The organism is Hydrogenophaga sp. T2, from assembly GCF_049843535.1.
GTDB classification, from domain to species: domain Bacteria; phylum Pseudomonadota; class Gammaproteobacteria; order Burkholderiales; family Burkholderiaceae_C; genus Hydrogenophaga; species Hydrogenophaga crocea.
The window spans coordinates 338271-351341 of record NZ_JBBHZJ010000002.1 but is presented as its reverse complement, the minus strand read 5'-3'; the positions used below and the strand labels follow the sequence as shown (position 1 = coordinate 351341).

15 protein-coding genes are annotated in these 13071 nt (G+C 70.5%); 4 read left to right on the top strand and 11 right to left on the bottom strand.

What is annotated here, in order from left to right; all coding sequences use genetic code 11:
- Positions 1-20 precede the first annotated feature (20 nt).
- The 8 genes from gspN to gspG form a co-directional block, all read right to left on the bottom strand.
- Positions 21-812 (bottom strand): type II secretion system protein N, encoded by a 792-nt coding sequence (gspN, locus tag WDZ95_RS05265; protein ID WP_425776725.1) that lies wholly within the window; start codon positions 810-812, stop codon positions 21-23.
- A gap of 2 nt (positions 813-814) precedes the next feature.
- Positions 815-1345 (bottom strand): type II secretion system protein GspM, encoded by a 531-nt coding sequence (gene gspM, locus WDZ95_RS05260; RefSeq protein ID WP_166230298.1) that lies wholly within the window; start codon positions 1343-1345, stop codon positions 815-817.
- Positions 1346-1348: 3 nt separating this feature from the next.
- Positions 1349-2632, bottom strand: a complete 1284-nt coding sequence (gene gspL, locus WDZ95_RS05255) for a type II secretion system protein GspL (RefSeq protein WP_166230300.1) — start codon at positions 2630-2632, stop codon at positions 1349-1351.
- Positions 2633-2722: 90 nt separating this feature from the next.
- Positions 2723-3703, bottom strand: a complete 981-nt coding sequence (gspK, locus tag WDZ95_RS05250) for a type II secretion system minor pseudopilin GspK (protein ID WP_166230301.1) — start codon at positions 3701-3703, stop codon at positions 2723-2725.
- Complete coding sequence (locus tag WDZ95_RS05245; RefSeq protein ID WP_425776722.1) at positions 3700-4443, bottom strand: prepilin-type N-terminal cleavage/methylation domain-containing protein; 744 nt, start codon at positions 4441-4443, stop codon at positions 3700-3702. Before WDZ95_RS05245 ends, gspK begins: the two co-directional genes overlap by 4 nt.
- A 2-nt stretch (positions 4444-4445) precedes the next feature.
- Complete coding sequence (gene gspI, locus WDZ95_RS05240; protein ID WP_166230305.1) at positions 4446-4802, bottom strand: type II secretion system minor pseudopilin GspI; 357 nt, start codon at positions 4800-4802, stop codon at positions 4446-4448.
- Entirely contained in the window at positions 4799-5260 is a 462-nt protein-coding gene (locus WDZ95_RS05235) for a prepilin-type N-terminal cleavage/methylation domain-containing protein (protein WP_166230307.1), read from the bottom strand. Before WDZ95_RS05235 ends, gspI begins: the two co-directional genes overlap by 4 nt.
- A 38-nt stretch (positions 5261-5298) precedes the next feature.
- Positions 5299-5775 carry a type II secretion system major pseudopilin GspG gene (gene gspG, locus WDZ95_RS05230; RefSeq protein WP_166230309.1) on the bottom strand — a complete coding sequence of 159 codons (477 nt, stop codon included), beginning with the start codon at positions 5773-5775 and terminating at the stop codon, positions 5299-5301.
- Positions 5776-5804: 29 nt separating this feature from the next.
- Here gspG and WDZ95_RS05225 point away from each other — a divergent pair, with 29 nt between their 5' ends.
- Positions 5805-6314, top strand: a complete 510-nt coding sequence (locus WDZ95_RS05225) for a type II secretion system protein N (RefSeq protein WP_287468099.1) — start codon at positions 5805-5807, stop codon at positions 6312-6314.
- Between the two features lie 25 nt (positions 6315-6339).
- Here WDZ95_RS05225 and WDZ95_RS05220 read toward each other — a convergent pair whose 3' ends face one another.
- Together WDZ95_RS05220 and ilvA are read right to left on the bottom strand one after the other, a co-directional pair.
- The gene (locus tag WDZ95_RS05220; RefSeq protein WP_166230313.1) at positions 6340-7452 is read right to left on the bottom strand and encodes a nicotinate-nucleotide--dimethylbenzimidazole phosphoribosyltransferase; all 1113 of its coding nucleotides are present in this window, start codon (positions 7450-7452) and stop codon (positions 6340-6342) included.
- Between the two features lie 12 nt (positions 7453-7464).
- Positions 7465-9030, bottom strand: a complete 1566-nt coding sequence (gene ilvA, locus WDZ95_RS05215) for a threonine ammonia-lyase, biosynthetic (RefSeq protein ID WP_166230315.1) — start codon at positions 9028-9030, stop codon at positions 7465-7467.
- 206 nt (positions 9031-9236) lie between these two features.
- On the opposite strand from ilvA, the gene WDZ95_RS05210 reads away from it, so the two are divergent.
- Positions 9237-9686: an OsmC family protein gene (locus WDZ95_RS05210; protein WP_166230317.1), complete on the top strand. Its 450-nt coding sequence runs from the start codon at positions 9237-9239 to the stop codon at positions 9684-9686.
- A gap of 29 nt (positions 9687-9715) precedes the next feature.
- Here WDZ95_RS05210 and coq7 read toward each other — a convergent pair whose 3' ends face one another.
- Positions 9716-10375, bottom strand: a complete 660-nt coding sequence (gene coq7 / locus WDZ95_RS05205; RefSeq protein WP_425776717.1) for a 2-polyprenyl-3-methyl-6-methoxy-1,4-benzoquinone monooxygenase — start codon at positions 10373-10375, stop codon at positions 9716-9718.
- Positions 10376-10671: 296 nt separating this feature from the next.
- Between coq7 and WDZ95_RS05200 the strand changes: the two genes are divergently transcribed.
- Together WDZ95_RS05200 and WDZ95_RS05195 are read left to right on the top strand one after the other, a co-directional pair.
- On the top strand, positions 10672-11703 hold the full coding sequence (locus WDZ95_RS05200) for a porin (protein WP_166230321.1): 1032 nt from the start codon (positions 10672-10674) through the stop codon (positions 11701-11703).
- A 270-nt stretch (positions 11704-11973) separates the two neighbouring features.
- Positions 11974-13035, top strand: coding sequence for a porin (locus tag WDZ95_RS05195; RefSeq protein WP_425776715.1), 1062 nt, complete (start codon positions 11974-11976; stop codon positions 13033-13035).
- Positions 13036-13071 lie beyond the last annotated feature (36 nt).

Below are 13071 nucleotides of genomic sequence, written 5' to 3'. Positions count from 1 at the left end.
GGGAGGTGGTCAGGCAGCGGTCACCCGATGGTGATCACCGAGCGCGGGCCGTCGCGGCGGCCCACGATGTTGAGCAGGTTGGTCAGCGCGAGCTCGCTGCCCGGCGCGGCCTGGGCGTCGCCCGCGAAGCGCAGCCGCCCGCCGACCCATTCGCCCTGGCCCTGCAGCAGCAGGGCGCCGCTGAGGGTCTGGAGTTCGAGCCGCGCGGTGTGGCCGTCGGCGTCGGCGCGCAGCTGGGCGCGGTAGCTGCCCAGGGGGCGGATGCTGGACAGGCGCGAGGCCAGGTCGAGCGCGTCGATGTCGAGTCCGCCGTGCAGCTGCGCGCGGCCGCTCACCAGGCTCAGACCCAGGCCCTGGCTTTGCAGTGCGATCGTGCCTTCGAGGCGCAGCGTGTTCCAGGGCGTGCCCAGGCCCGCGAGCAGGCCCGCGGGCAGGCGGCCCTGGAAGGGGGCGATGTCGAGCCGGGTTTCGCCGATGCCGGGCCGCAGGTGCAGCTGCACCGGTTGCGGCGTGCAGCACGGCGCGCGCAGGCCGAGCGCGAGCGCGGGCCCGCCATGCCAGGCCGGGCGCAGCCGCCAGGCCAGGCCTTCGGGCAGCGCGCTGGTGCTGCGGCTGCCTTCGCCGCCGGTGAAGAGCAGGTCGGCGCGGCCGGTCCAGACCGTGCCGCTGGCGTTGACCAGCTGCACCTGGCCGCCGCTGGCGCGGGTGACGGCGTCGGCCAGCCAGCGCGCGGGCGCGAACAGCAGCAGCGCGAGCAGCGCGCCGAGCACGGCGGCCGCGAGGGCCAGGCGTTGGATGGCGGTGGGGTTCATGGTCAGTTGGCCGTGGCCAGCGGCGGGCCGGCCAGCACCAGGGTGCCGGTCCAGCCACCCGAGGCGGCGTCGCGGCTCAGTTGCGACTCGACCGGCAGCAGGCGGGCGTTGCTGCGCACCTGCTGCAGCCACTGCGCGAGCGCCACGGGGCTGGCCTGGCGCAGCGCAACGGTGGCGCGGTCGCCGACCACGCTCACCTGGGCGCTGCCGCCCAGCGTGGCGCTGGCGGCTTCGAGCTGGCGCAGTGCTTCGTCGCGGCTGGGCGCGGCGGCCGCCGACTGCGCGCGCAAGGCTTCGGCCTGTTGCGCAAACTGCTGCATGCGCGCGAGTTGGGCGTCGGCGGCGGCCTGGCGCGCGGGCGCCTGGCGCAGGGTCTGCCAGGCCGGCGCGATCGCCACCCACCACAGCAGGCCCAGGCCGAGCACGGCGGCGGCGATCAGCACCAGCCGGCGCTCGCGCGCCGACAGGCCGGCCAGCCAGGCCGAAACGGCGGCCAGGCCGCGGGTCTTGGAGGGGGTGTCGCTGGCGGCCATGGTTCAGGGTTGGGGCGTTTGCAGCGACAGTTCGCCGCCGTCGTAGCGCGCGCGCCAGCCGGCGGTCTGCAGCGCCTGCTGCAGCGCGCGCACCTGGTCGTCGCCGGCGCGCCAGCCCGACAGGCGCAGGCCGTTGGCGTCGTAGGACAGCCGCGTGGGCGTGACGGCCTCGGGGCCGGCCGCGCGGTCGATCGCGCCGAGCAGGGTTTCGAGGTCGCCCGCGGCCAGGTGGCCGCTGGCCTGCTGCAGCCGCGCGACCTCGCGCTGCATCTGCACCGGCGGGTCGATCACCAGGCCGACGTTGGGGAAGGTGCGCGTGAGCGTGTCGCGCGCGGCGGCCTGCTTGGCCTGCAGGCTGCGGCCTTCCTGCCAGGCCACGAGGTTCAGGCCCACGAGCTGCGCCAGCAGCAGCGCCGCCAGGCCCCAGCGCGCCGGGCGCCAGGCGGGTGAGGCGCGGAACTCGCGCCAGGCGCGGCGCAGGCGCTGGCTGCGGCGGGCGTTGGAGGACAGGCTGAGGTCGAACTGCGCGAGGTTCCAGTCGGTCTGGCCCGCGCGCAGCAGCCATTGGTCGGGCGGCACCGGGTCGACATGGCGCTGCAGCACGCGCGTGGCGAGCTCGACCACCAGCGGGTCGGCGAGCCAGACATCGAGGCTGCGCGCGTCGTCCTGGCCTTCGTCGGCGCCGGGAATGAGCGCCGACAGCGGCGGCACGCCCGCGCCTTCGAGCAGCGGCACGCTGCTCACGCCCAGCGGGCTGGCGCTCGCGAGCCAGGCCTGCTGGCCGTCGATGTGGGCCCAGTGCACGAGGCTGGGGGCGTCCATGGCGAAGCTGCGCGTGCTGCCGGGTGCCGAGGGTGCGGCGGCCGCGACCATGGGCCACATGAGCGGCGCGATGCGCGCCACCGGCCGGCCCGAGCTTTCGAGGGCGCGCACCCAGGCGCGCAGGCGGTCGCGGTGGGTGCTCGCGACCCAGACCGGCTGGCCCGGCCGGCCGTCGGGCTCGAGGGCGTGGTGCAGTTCGCCCACGTCGCACAACACGCGGTCTTCGAGCAGGCCGTCGAGCGCGGCACGCAGGCGCGGGCCGCTCACGCGCGGCAGGTTGATGCGGTTCCAGGTGAGCGTGCGCGGCGGCAGCGCGAGCACCAGCTCGTCGTCGCGCGGCAGCAGGTCGATCGCGCACTCGCCGTGTTCATCGGGCTGCTGGCCGTCGGCGCTGCGCACCCACTGCAGCAGCGTGGAGGCCGCGCCGGGACTGGCGAGGGGGTCGACGGGCGTGACGATCAGCACAGCGGGGATTTCAGGAAGTGGGAGCGGCCATTCTAGGGAGGGATCACGACAAAAAGACCGGAAAGGCCCGGGCGGCGTTGCATCCCGGCTTCAACGGCGTGTGAAGCGCTCGCGCCAGACGATGCGCACGTCGAGGTTGCGCCGTACCACGAGCGAGCGCTCTTCGATGATGGTGTCGTCCAGCCGCAGCCGGCCGCGCACCTCGAAATGCTCGCTGCGCACGCCGTGGTACTGGTCGGACAGCGGCGGCACCTCGCTCGCCCCGAGCACGCGCGCGGCCTCGGCCAGGCTGCGGAAGGGGGTGCGCTCGCGCACGGCGATGAGCCGGCGCGCGCGCGCCAGGTCGAGCCCGGGCGACGAAGCGGCGATGGCCTCGGCGCTCGCGGTGTTGAGGTTGAGCGTGGTGCGCTGCGGCAGCACGGTGAGGTGGGGTTCGAGCCGCGCCAGGCTCTCGCGTGAAATGCCCAGCCACGCGAGTTGCGAGAACTTGGTGGGCAGCAGCGCGGTGCGCGAAGGCTGGGGGTCGGTGAGCGACAGCCGCGTGCTCGCGAGCAGTTCGTTGGCCGCCGCCTGCAGTTCGCCCAGGGGCAGGCCCAGGCCCTCGTAGAGCCGTTGCAGGGCCTGCAGGTCGGGCTCGGACAGCTCCACCTTGAGCGCGCTGCCGCTGCCCTCGCGCCGGATCACGTTGTTGAAGTTCAGGCGCGACTGCAGGTCGATCATCTCGCCCGACAGGAAAGCCTGCAGCACGCTGTCGGCGTTGTTGTCGCGGTCGGCCGCGAGGAAGCTGGAGAGGCGGGCTTCTTCGAGCGGCAGCGCCCAGGGCTCGCCCAGGTGGTCGGGGTTGCCGCTGGTCTGGTTGCCGCGCGCGTCCTCGCGCAGGATCAGGCGGGCCCAGTCGAGCGCGCCCGCGAGGATCCAGGCCGCCTGGCCGCGCTGGCGCTCGGCGCGTTCGATCTCGATCGCGCGCCACTGCTGCCAGGCGGCGCTGGCCGCCAGCGCCGCCACCAGGGTGACGGTGAGCATGGCGAGCAGCAGGGCCGCGCCGCGCTGGGTCCGCGCACCGGCGCTCATGGCGCGGCCTCCAGCGTGGGCCGCACCCAATCGCGCAGCAGCGTGCCCTGCAGCGGCAGCTCGGGCGCGAGCGTGAGCTGCAGCCGCACGCCGTTGGGCAGGTTGGCGTTGGGCGCGTAGCCGTCGCCGCTGGCGGGCAGGGTGTCGGCGGCCGACTGCGGGTTGGTCCAGGCCTCGCCGCGGTGGTAGTAGAGCTGCCAGGCGCTGGCGCGCACCAGGCCGATCGCGCTGTCGGCCGTGGGCGAGGCCAGGGTGTCGCCGCTGGCGCCGGGGTTGACCCGCCCGGCCGACCACTCGCTCGCGCGCTGCCAGGCGCGCGCGAGCTCGTCGCGCTGGCGCAGCGGGCCCGATTGCCAGCGCGACCAGCGCAGGCCTTCGGCACCGGGCAGCAGGGCCCAGGCCACCACGCGGATGCCGCGGCTGTCGAGGCCGGTTTCCATCGGGTCGCGGCGCGTGAGCCGCAGCACCTGGCCGTTGAAGTCGATCGGGTTGACCTCGCGCGTGTCGATCAGCGCGTCGAGGTCGGCGTTCCACTGGCCGAGTGCCGATTGCAGGCGCAGCAACTCGTTGGCGCGCGACTGCGTGATCGCCTGCGTGCGCCCCATGCCGTCGATGGCGCGCCAGCTCAGGATGGCGATGGTCGACAGGATGACCAGCGCCACCAGCAGTTCGACCAGGGTGAAGCCGCGTGCGCGCCGGGGCGGCAACGGCGACACGCAGCGCGAAGTGTGGGGGCCCATGGTCAATACCGGCCCTGCACCGTGGACAGTGTGAGCAGGCGCGTCGCGCCCTGCACCACGGTGGCGTCGACCCGGCGGAAGTTGGGGTTGGGCGTGGGTGACACCGACAGCCGCACCAGCATCGTGCGGTTGGCCTGTTCGCACACCACCTCACTGTCGCCCGTGCCGGGCAGCTGGCGCTGCAGCCGCAGCGCGGTGAGCGCGTTCTCGGCGCAGAGCTGGGCCAGCCACTGTTCGGTCTGGCGTTCGGCGTTGCGGGTGAGCGCGCCGCTGGCCTGCAGCCCGGCGGTGAGGGTGAGCGCCACGACCCCGAGCGCCACCAGCACCTCGATCAGCGTGAAGCCGCGGCAGGGCTTCATGGTTCGTTCACCACGGCGAAGGGGCCAAGGCCGTCGGTGGCGATGACGAGCCGGCGCTCACCCAGCACGATGGCCACGCGCTGCGCGGGAATCAGCGGCTCGGGGCCGAGCACCAGGCCGGTGGCGCCGGGCGGTGCCACCACCTGCGCGGCCGTGCCTTCGTTGAGCCAGCGTTGCGGGCCGTCGGTGACGCCGGCGGGGCGCACGCCTTCCTGCGGGCGGGGCAGGCCGATGAACTCGAAGCCGTCGGGGCGGATGCGCCAGACCACGGGCAGGCCGCTGGTGCGCGACTGCGCGCGCGCCGATTCGACCAGCGCCGACAGGCGCATGGCCTCGCGTTCGAGGCGGGTGCCGCTGTCGTCGCGCAGCGCGAGCGTGACGCTGGCCGTGGCCAGGGCCACGATGGCCACCACCACCATGATCTCCAGCAGCGTGAAGCCTCGGTGGGCGGGGCGCATGGGCTTGGGCTCAGCAGGCCGTCAGCCGGCCGACGGGTTCATTGCCAGCTGCCGATGTCGGCATTGGCGCCCTCGCCGCCGGCCTGGCCGTCGGCGCCGAGCGAGAGCACGTCGACCTCGCCGTGCACGCCGGGATTGAGGTATTGGTAGGGCCGGCCCCAGGGATCGTTGGGCAGCTTGTCGAGGTAGCGGCGCCAGTTGGGCGGCAGCGGTGCGGCGGTGGGCTTGGCCACCAGCGCGGCCAGGCCCTGCTCGTTGCTCGGGTAGCGCTGGTTGTCGAGGCGGTACAGCTTGAGCGCCTGCATGAGGTTGTTGACGTCGGTTCGTGCGGCGGTCATGCGCGCGTCGTCGGTGCGGTCGAGCACGTTGGGCACGATGAGCGCGGCCAGCACACCGATGATGACCAGCACCACCATCAGCTCGATGAGCGTGAAACCGCGCTGCAGGGCTTGCCGGGCGGGGGAAAGGAATCGAATCAAGCGCGTCTCCGGTGCCGCGTGGGCAGAGGCCCACATAGAGGGTCGGTCGATGATAATGCGCCGTCATGGCAACAGATCGAAGCTTCGGCCACTCGGTGTTTCTCGGCGAAAGCGCGGCCAGCGGCGCCGCGCCGCGCCGCTGGCCGGCGCTGGCGGCTGGTCTGTTGTGGCTCGCTGCCGGCCTCAGCCTAGGCTATTGGGCGCTGCAGGTGCTGGGTCGCTCGCCGCTCACACCCGTTTCCACCACCGCCCAGCTGCCCGAAGCGCCCGAGCCCGCGGCCCTCGCGCGGGTGCTGGGCGCCACGCCCCAGGTGGCCGCGGTCACCGCACCGGTGGCGGCGCCGCCGCTGTCCTCGCGCTACCAGCTGGTGGGCGTGGTGGCCGACGGCGGCGACGGTGGTGCCGCGCTGATCGCGATCGACGGCCAGCCGCCCAAGCCTTACCGCGTGGGTGCCACGCTCGAAGGCGATGTGGTCTTGCGCACGGTGCAGCGGCGCTCGGTGCGGCTGGCGCCGCCCGGCAATGCCCAACCGTTCGAACTGAGCCTGCCCGAAGCACCGGGCGGCCGCTCCTGAGGCGGCCGGCGCGCGGCCGGGCCGTTCAAGCGGTGGCGTCGAGCATGCCCTGCGCGGCGAGCAGCAGGGGCCAGGCGAGCAGCGCGCCCGTGCCCTGGTTGGTGTTGAGTTCGAGGTCGAGCAGTGGGTGCGCCCGCAGGTGGATCAGCATCAGCCGGTGCGGCGCCGCGGCCGAGCGCTGCGCGTACACCAGGTAATCACCGACGTTGGGGTGCAGTCCCCGCGCGACCAGCGCCGCGGCGCCGGCCACGAAGCCGTCGACCAGCACGATGCGGCGCTCGCTCGCGGCCTGCAGCATGGCGCCGGCCAGCATGGCGATCTCGAAGCCGCCGAAGGCCGCGAGCGCGTGGATCGGCGACATGGCGAGCGCGTGCCGCTGCGACGCGGCCTGCAGCTTGTCTACGCGCTGCCAGTGCAGGGTGTCGTCAAGCGAGGTGGCACCCGGGTCTTCGCGCGGGAAGGCATCGACCACCGGCACACCGCACAGGCGCGACAGCAGCAGCGACGCGCTGGCGATGCCGCCGACGCCGATGTCGCCGAGCGCGATCACCGTGCCGGGCAGGTGGCGCACCACGTCCATGCCGGCGTGCAGCGCCGAGACCGCCTGCACCAGCGACATGGCCGGGCCCAGCAGGCAGTTGCGCGTGCCGTAGCCGATCTTGCGCGGTTGCAGCACCGCCGCGGGCCGGGTGCGGGCCACGGGCGGAATGGGCGCGGCCAGGCCGGCGTCGACCACCGTGACGTCGAAACCGTGCTGGCGCGCCAGCACGTTGGCCGGGGCCGCGCCCGACAGCAGCTGCGCCACGTGCTGTTGCGAGGTGGATTGCGGCCAGTCGCTGATGCCCTCGTCGGCCAGCCCGTGGTCGGCTGCGAACACCACAAGTTGCGGCGCATCGAACACCAGCAGGTCAAAGGGCAGCGGGCTGCCGTTCTGTATGCGCGCCAGCTGCAGCGCGAGCGACTGCACGCGCCCCAGGGCGAACAGGTCGTGCCCGGGCGTCTGCATGCGCAGGGCCAGCGTGTGGTCGAGCGTGGCGTCCGCCGTGGCGGCGATCGTGGGCACGCGCAGCCCCTCCACCGGGGCGTGGGGCCGGGCGGCATTGAGCGGGGTCAGCGCGGGGTCGCGGGCCGAGGGCATGGGGCGGTTCGTTCAGTTGCGCAGGAAGAGCCGGTAGGCGGGGTTGCCGGTTTCTTCCACACAGGGGTAGCCCAGCGTGTCGAGGAACTTCGCGAAGGCCTTGTCGTCCTTGGCCGGCACCTGCAAACCCACCAGGATGCGGCCGTAGTCGGCGCCCTGGTTGCGGTAGTGGAACAGGCTGATGTTCCAGGAGGGGCGCATCAGGCTCAGGAACTTCAGCAGGGCGCCGGGGCGTTCGGGGAACACGAAGCGCAGCAGGCGCTCGTCGTGCGCCAGCGGCGACGGGCCGCCCACAAGGTGGCGCACGTGTTCCTTGGCCAGTTCGTTGTGGGTGAGGTCCAGCGTCTCGAAGCCGTGGCGGATGAGTTGTTGCGCCAGCTTCCCCGACTCGCCCTTGGCCGTGGTGCTCAGGCCCACGAACACGTGCGCCTGGGCCCCGTCGTGCATGCGGTAGTTGAACTCGGTCACGCTGCGCGGGCTGCCGGGCAGCTCGCCGATCAGCTCGCAGAAGCGGCGGAAGCTGCCGCGCTCCTCGGGCATGGTGACGGCGAACAGGGCCTCGCGTTCTTCGCCCACCTCGGCGCGCTCGGCGACGAAGCGCAGGCGGTCGAAGTTCATGTTGGCGCCGCACAGGATGGCCGCGTAGGTCTGGCCCTTGGTCTTGTGGCGGGCCACGTACTGCTTCACCGCGGCGACGGCCATCGCGCCCGAAGGCTCGACGATGCTGCGCGTGTCCACGAAGATGTCCTTGATCGCGGCGCAGACGGCGTCGGTGTCGACCGCGATGTAGTCGTCGACCAGGTCTTGCGCGATGCGGAAGGTTTCTTCGCCCACCAGCTTCACGGCGGTGCCGTCGGCGAACAGGCCCACGTCGGGCAGCGTCACGCGCTGGTGCTCGGCGACCGAACGCATCATGGCGTCGGAGTCGGTCATCTGCACGCCGATCACCTTCACCTCGGGGCGCACCGCCTTGATGTAGTTGGCCACGCCCGAGATCAGGCCGCCGCCGCCGATGGCCACGAACACCGCGTCGAGCCGGTCGGAGCCCAGGCGCTGCAACTGGCGCAGGATCTCCATCGCGATCGTGCCCTGGCCCGCGATCACGTCGGGGTCGTCGAAGGGGTGCACGAAGGTCAGGCCCTGCTTCTTCTGCAGCACCACCGCGTGGCCGTGGGCGTCGGAATAGCTGTCGCCGTGCAGCACCACCTCGCCGCCGAAGCCGCGCACCGCGTCGATCTTCACCTGGGGCGTCGTGACCGGCATGACGATCACGGCGCGGATGCCCAGCTTCTTGGCGCTCAGGGCCACGCCCTGGGCGTGGTTGCCCGCCGACGCGCAGATCACGCCCTTGGCGAGCTGCTCGGGCGGCAGGTGCGCGATCTTGTTGTAGGCCCCGCGCAGCTTGAAGCTGAACACCGGCTGCTGGTCCTCGCGCTTGAGCAGCACGGTGTTGTGCAGACGGCGCGACAGCGCCCGCGCGGGCTCGAGGTCGGACTCCACCGCCACGTCGTACACCCGGGCGGTCAGGATTTTCTTGAGGTAGTCGGCCGGGGTGAGGGCCGTCTGGGGCGATGTCATCGGCCGATCATATCGATGGGCAAAAAAAACCCGGACCGACGTTCGTGGTCCGGGTTTGAATCCACCCGTGGAGGGTAGAGGAGACAACCTTCAATACAATGCCGCGAGTATACCGTTGGCATGCTGCATTGCAACAACCTTTGCCGCATTGCCCCTGTTTTCAGAGCGCTACCTCTAATTGGTGTGCGCGATCACACGGAGTTTTCATGGAATGCACCGTCACCTGGACCGGCGCCAGCGGCACCCGATCGGCCATGGGCTTCGTGGCCGAGACCGGCAGCGGCCACGTGCTGACCATGGACGGCGCGCCCGATGCCGCCAAGCCTGAGAACGGCGGCGCTAATCTGGCCCCCCGGCCCATGGAAACCGTGCTGGCCGGCACGGGCGGGTGCACCGCCTATGACGTGGTGCTGATCCTCAAGCGGGGCCGCCACGACGTGCGCGGCTGTTCGGTGAAACTGACCAGCGAGCGAGCGGCTACCGATCCCAAGGTGTTTACCAAGATCCACATGCAGTTCACGGTGACCGGCAAGGGCATCCCGGCCGCGGCGGTCGAGCGCGCGATCGCCATGAGCCACGAGAAGTACTGCTCGGCCAGCATCATGCTGGGCAAGACCGCCGAGATCACCACCGGCTTCGACCTGATCGAAGCCTGAGCGCCCGCCGCGCCGCAGCGAGGCGCGGCTCAGATGCGGTGCGCCACGGTGGTCATCACCTTGGCCATGGCGCGCATGGCGCCTCTCACCGGCAGCGGCAGCTCGGTGGCGCCAGCCTGCTGGGCATCACGCGCATGGCGGGCTTCGTCTTCTTTCATCTGGGCCACGATGGCGCGTGAGGCATGGTCCTGGGCGGGCAGCCGGTCCATGTGCGAGGCCAGGTGGGCCTCGACCTGGCGCTCGGTTTCCACCACGAAACCCAGACTGGCGCCCCGCCCCAGGGCGCCGGCCACCAACCCGAGGCCGAAGGCGCCCGCGTACCACAGCGGGTTGAGCAGGGAAGGCCGGGCGCCGAGCTCGTCAAGCCGCGCCTGGGTCCAGGCCAAATGATCGGTTTCTTCGCGGCCTGCCGCCTCCAGCCGTGCCGCGAGGGCCTCATTGGCCTCGCGTTTCGGGCCGCCAGGCCAGCGAGCGGCCAAAGCCTGCGCCGTGTACAGCGCCTGGGCACAAACCTCGCCCACGTGGTTCACGCGCATGAGCGCACCGGAAAGGTGCCGCTCCTCGGCCGTCAACGCAGCATCGTCGTGGTGCTCGGGCACCGTGGGGCAGGGCTGGCTCGCATGGGGTTTGACGAACAGGGTGCGCAGCGCCGAGTCGGCGGCATGGATCAGGGCGTCGGAGGCGGACATGGTGGAAGTTCCGTCGGTTGCGTCATGGCATGTTGCCATGGCCGGGCGTGACTTGAACGGTTTCCCGGCGCGCCGAGCGGTTTCGCGGGCGGCCCATATGAGTGCTTTGGTGCTAAGGGATAGCCCGAAATTCGTGGTGACCGAACAACATTCCGGGCGCATGAACGGCATCGGCGCCCCGTAAACATGGAATGTGCTGTGGCTTTCTGTTGCAATGCCCGCAGCTTCCCGCAACGGAGGTGGGCTCAAGGGCCAAAGACCCTTGGCCAGTCAACTCAACCTTGGAGAACTCCTCAATGAAAAAGACCCTGATCGCTCTGGCTGCCGTTGCAGCTTCCAGCGCTGCACTGGCCCAGTCGTCGGTGACCCTGTTCGGTATCGTGGACGTGGCCGTGCGCAACGTGAAGCAAGGCGGCGTGAGCCAGTCCTCCCTGAGCCAGGACGGCACGGCTTCGAGCCGCATCGGTTTCCGTGGCGTGGAAGACCTGGGTGGCGGCATGAGCGCCAGCTTCTGGCTCGAGGGTGCCCTTGATCCCGACACCGGCAACGCCGCTGGCCTGACTTTCCAGCGCCGCAGCACCGTGAGCCTGTCGGGCGGTTTCGGTGAAGTCCGCCTGGGCCGTGACTACACCCCGACCTTCTGGAACCACACCGTGTACGACCCGTTCGGCACGAACGGCGTGGGCTCGTCCACCAACACCTTCGGTGCCCTGGGCAGCGGCGCGACCACCGTCGTGCGTGCGAACAACACCATCGCTTACTTCACGCCGAACATCTCTGGCTTCCAGGGTCAGTTCCAGTACGCGTTCAAGGAAACCCAGACCGACAACGATCCCAACAAGTATGCCGGCCTGCGCCTGACGTACAACGCGGGTCCCCTGAGCGTGGCCCTGGCCACCGCCGCCGAAGGCAGCGCCGCCGCCAACGTGAACAAGTTCAAGCGCACCAACGTGGGCGCTTCGTACGACTTCGGCTTCATCAAGCCGATGGCTCAGTACACGATCGGCAAGTTCGAGACCAACGCCGGTGTGGACCAGGAAGTCAAGCACCTGATGGTCGGCCTGACCGCCCCCGTGGGTCCTGGCCTGATCAAGGCTTCGTACACCCGTTCGAGCTATGACAACTTCGCTGGCGATGCCAACCAGGTTGCCATCGGCTACGAGTACGGCCTGAGCAAGCGCACCGCTCTGTACACGAACTACTCGCGCATCTCCAACAAGGTCGGTGCCGCCTTCAGCGTGAGCGCCGAAGCCGGTGCCACCGGCGCCGCCGTGACCCCGGGCCAGAGCTCGCGCGGCTTCGAAGTCGGCGTTCGCCACTCCTTCTGATCCCTGGCGGGCTTGACCCGCTTGGTATTCGAAGCTTGAAAAGCCACCGCGCAAGCGGTGGCTTTTTTCATGGGTGCTTCGCGTCGGGCTGGCTCAAGAGGCGCCCGGCATCGGGAGGGGATGATGCGTTGCACCATGGCAACAGCTGCGCATGCGTTGGGGAAAAATCTAGGGGCTAACCCTGTCTCTGTGTCGTGGGTGTCCTACCATCCATGCAGTTTCAGTCGTGTGAAACGTTTCCCCAACCGTTCCAAAGGAAAAGGAATCCCCATGAAGAAAAGTCTGATCGCCCTGGCCGTTCTGGCCGCTAGCGGCGCCGCCATGGCCCAGTCCAGCGTGACCCTGTACGGCATGGCCGACGTGTGGGTTGGCCGCACCAAGACCGACGTGACCGGCGCTCCTTCCGTGAGCACCTCGCGCCTGGACAGCGGCGGTTTCAACACCAGCCGCCTGGGCTTCAAAGGCAGCGAAGACCTCGGTGGCGGCCTGAAGGCCAACTTCCAACTGGAAGGCGCCCTGGGCATGGACAACGGCACCGCCGGTGGCTTCCGCTTCGACCGCCAGTCGTGGGTCGGCCTGTCGGGTGGCTTCGGTGAAGTCCAGCTGGGCAAGCCCTGGACCCCGTACGACGACACCCGCTCGATGGCCAACGACACGTTCAACGCGAACTTCTCGTCGTCGTTCTCGACCTGGCTGCCGTACGAAGACAACCCCAACAACACCATCCGCTACAACTCGCCGAACTTCGGTGGTTTCTCGGGTGCCATCGCCTACTCGCTGGGTGAAGACAAGGCCGCTTCGCTGACCGGCGGTACCAGCAGCCTGCTGTCCCTGAGCCTGAACTACGCCAACGGCCCGATCGTGGCTGGTTTCGCTCACCAGTCCGAGAAGAACGCGAGCCTGGTTCCTGGCTACCTGGCCCCGGGCAGCACCAACCTGCTGACCTTCGCTGGCGCCACCGGCAAGACCACCTACAACCTGCTGAACGGCTCGTACGACTTCGGCGTGGCCAAGCTGATCGGTGGCATCAACCAGGTCAAGGTGAAGGCCGACGGCGCCGCTGCCGACGTCAAGGCCAACGAGTACAACATCGGTGTGGACGTGCCCCTGGGTGGCGCGCTCGAAGCCGGTTTCGGCCTGGCCCGCTCGAAGACCGAGTCGGCTGGTGTTGACCTCACCAAGACCACCGGTTTCAGCGCCGGCCTGAAGTACGCGCTCTCCAAGCGCACCTTCACGTACCTGGCCTTCAACCGCACCAAAGCCGAAGCCATCGGCACCGGTCTGGAAGCCAAGAACACCCTGTACGCCGTGGGCGTTCAGCACAACTTCTGATCGCTTCCCCAAGCGTTCGAAGCATGAAAAACCGCC

Excerpts from the sequence above, each read along its gene's own strand:
- gspN (WP_425776725.1), bottom strand. The coding sequence starts at position 812 with ATGAACCCCACCGCCATCCAACGCCTGGCCCTCGCGGCCGCCGTGCTC.
- gspM (WP_166230298.1), bottom strand. The coding sequence starts at position 1,345 with ATGGCCGCCAGCGACACCCCCTCCAAGACCCGCGGCCTGGCCGCCGTT.
- gspK (WP_166230301.1), bottom strand. The coding sequence starts at position 3,703 with ATGAGCGCCGGTGCGCGGACCCAGCGCGGCGCGGCCCTGCTGCTCGCC.
- WDZ95_RS05245 (WP_425776722.1), bottom strand. The coding sequence starts at position 4,443 with ATGGGCCCCCACACTTCGCGCTGCGTGTCGCCGTTGCCGCCCCGGCGC.
- gspI (WP_166230305.1), bottom strand. The coding sequence starts at position 4,802 with ATGAAGCCCTGCCGCGGCTTCACGCTGATCGAGGTGCTGGTGGCGCTC.
- WDZ95_RS05235 (WP_166230307.1), bottom strand. The coding sequence starts at position 5,260 with ATGCGCCCCGCCCACCGAGGCTTCACGCTGCTGGAGATCATGGTGGTG.
- gspG (WP_166230309.1), bottom strand. The coding sequence starts at position 5,775 with ATGTGGGCCTCTGCCCACGCGGCACCGGAGACGCGCTTGATTCGATTC.
- WDZ95_RS05225 (WP_287468099.1), top strand. The coding sequence starts at position 5,805 with ATGGCAACAGATCGAAGCTTCGGCCACTCGGTGTTTCTCGGCGAAAGC.
- WDZ95_RS05220 (WP_166230313.1), bottom strand. The coding sequence starts at position 7,452 with ATGCCCTCGGCCCGCGACCCCGCGCTGACCCCGCTCAATGCCGCCCGG.
- ilvA (WP_166230315.1), bottom strand. The coding sequence starts at position 9,030 with ATGACATCGCCCCAGACGGCCCTCACCCCGGCCGACTACCTCAAGAAA.
- WDZ95_RS05210 (WP_166230317.1), top strand. The coding sequence starts at position 9,237 with ATGGAATGCACCGTCACCTGGACCGGCGCCAGCGGCACCCGATCGGCC.
- coq7 (WP_425776717.1), bottom strand. The coding sequence starts at position 10,375 with ATGTCCGCCTCCGACGCCCTGATCCATGCCGCCGACTCGGCGCTGCGC.
- WDZ95_RS05200 (WP_166230321.1), top strand. The coding sequence starts at position 10,672 with ATGAAAAAGACCCTGATCGCTCTGGCTGCCGTTGCAGCTTCCAGCGCT.
- WDZ95_RS05195 (WP_425776715.1), top strand. The coding sequence starts at position 11,974 with ATGAAGAAAAGTCTGATCGCCCTGGCCGTTCTGGCCGCTAGCGGCGCC.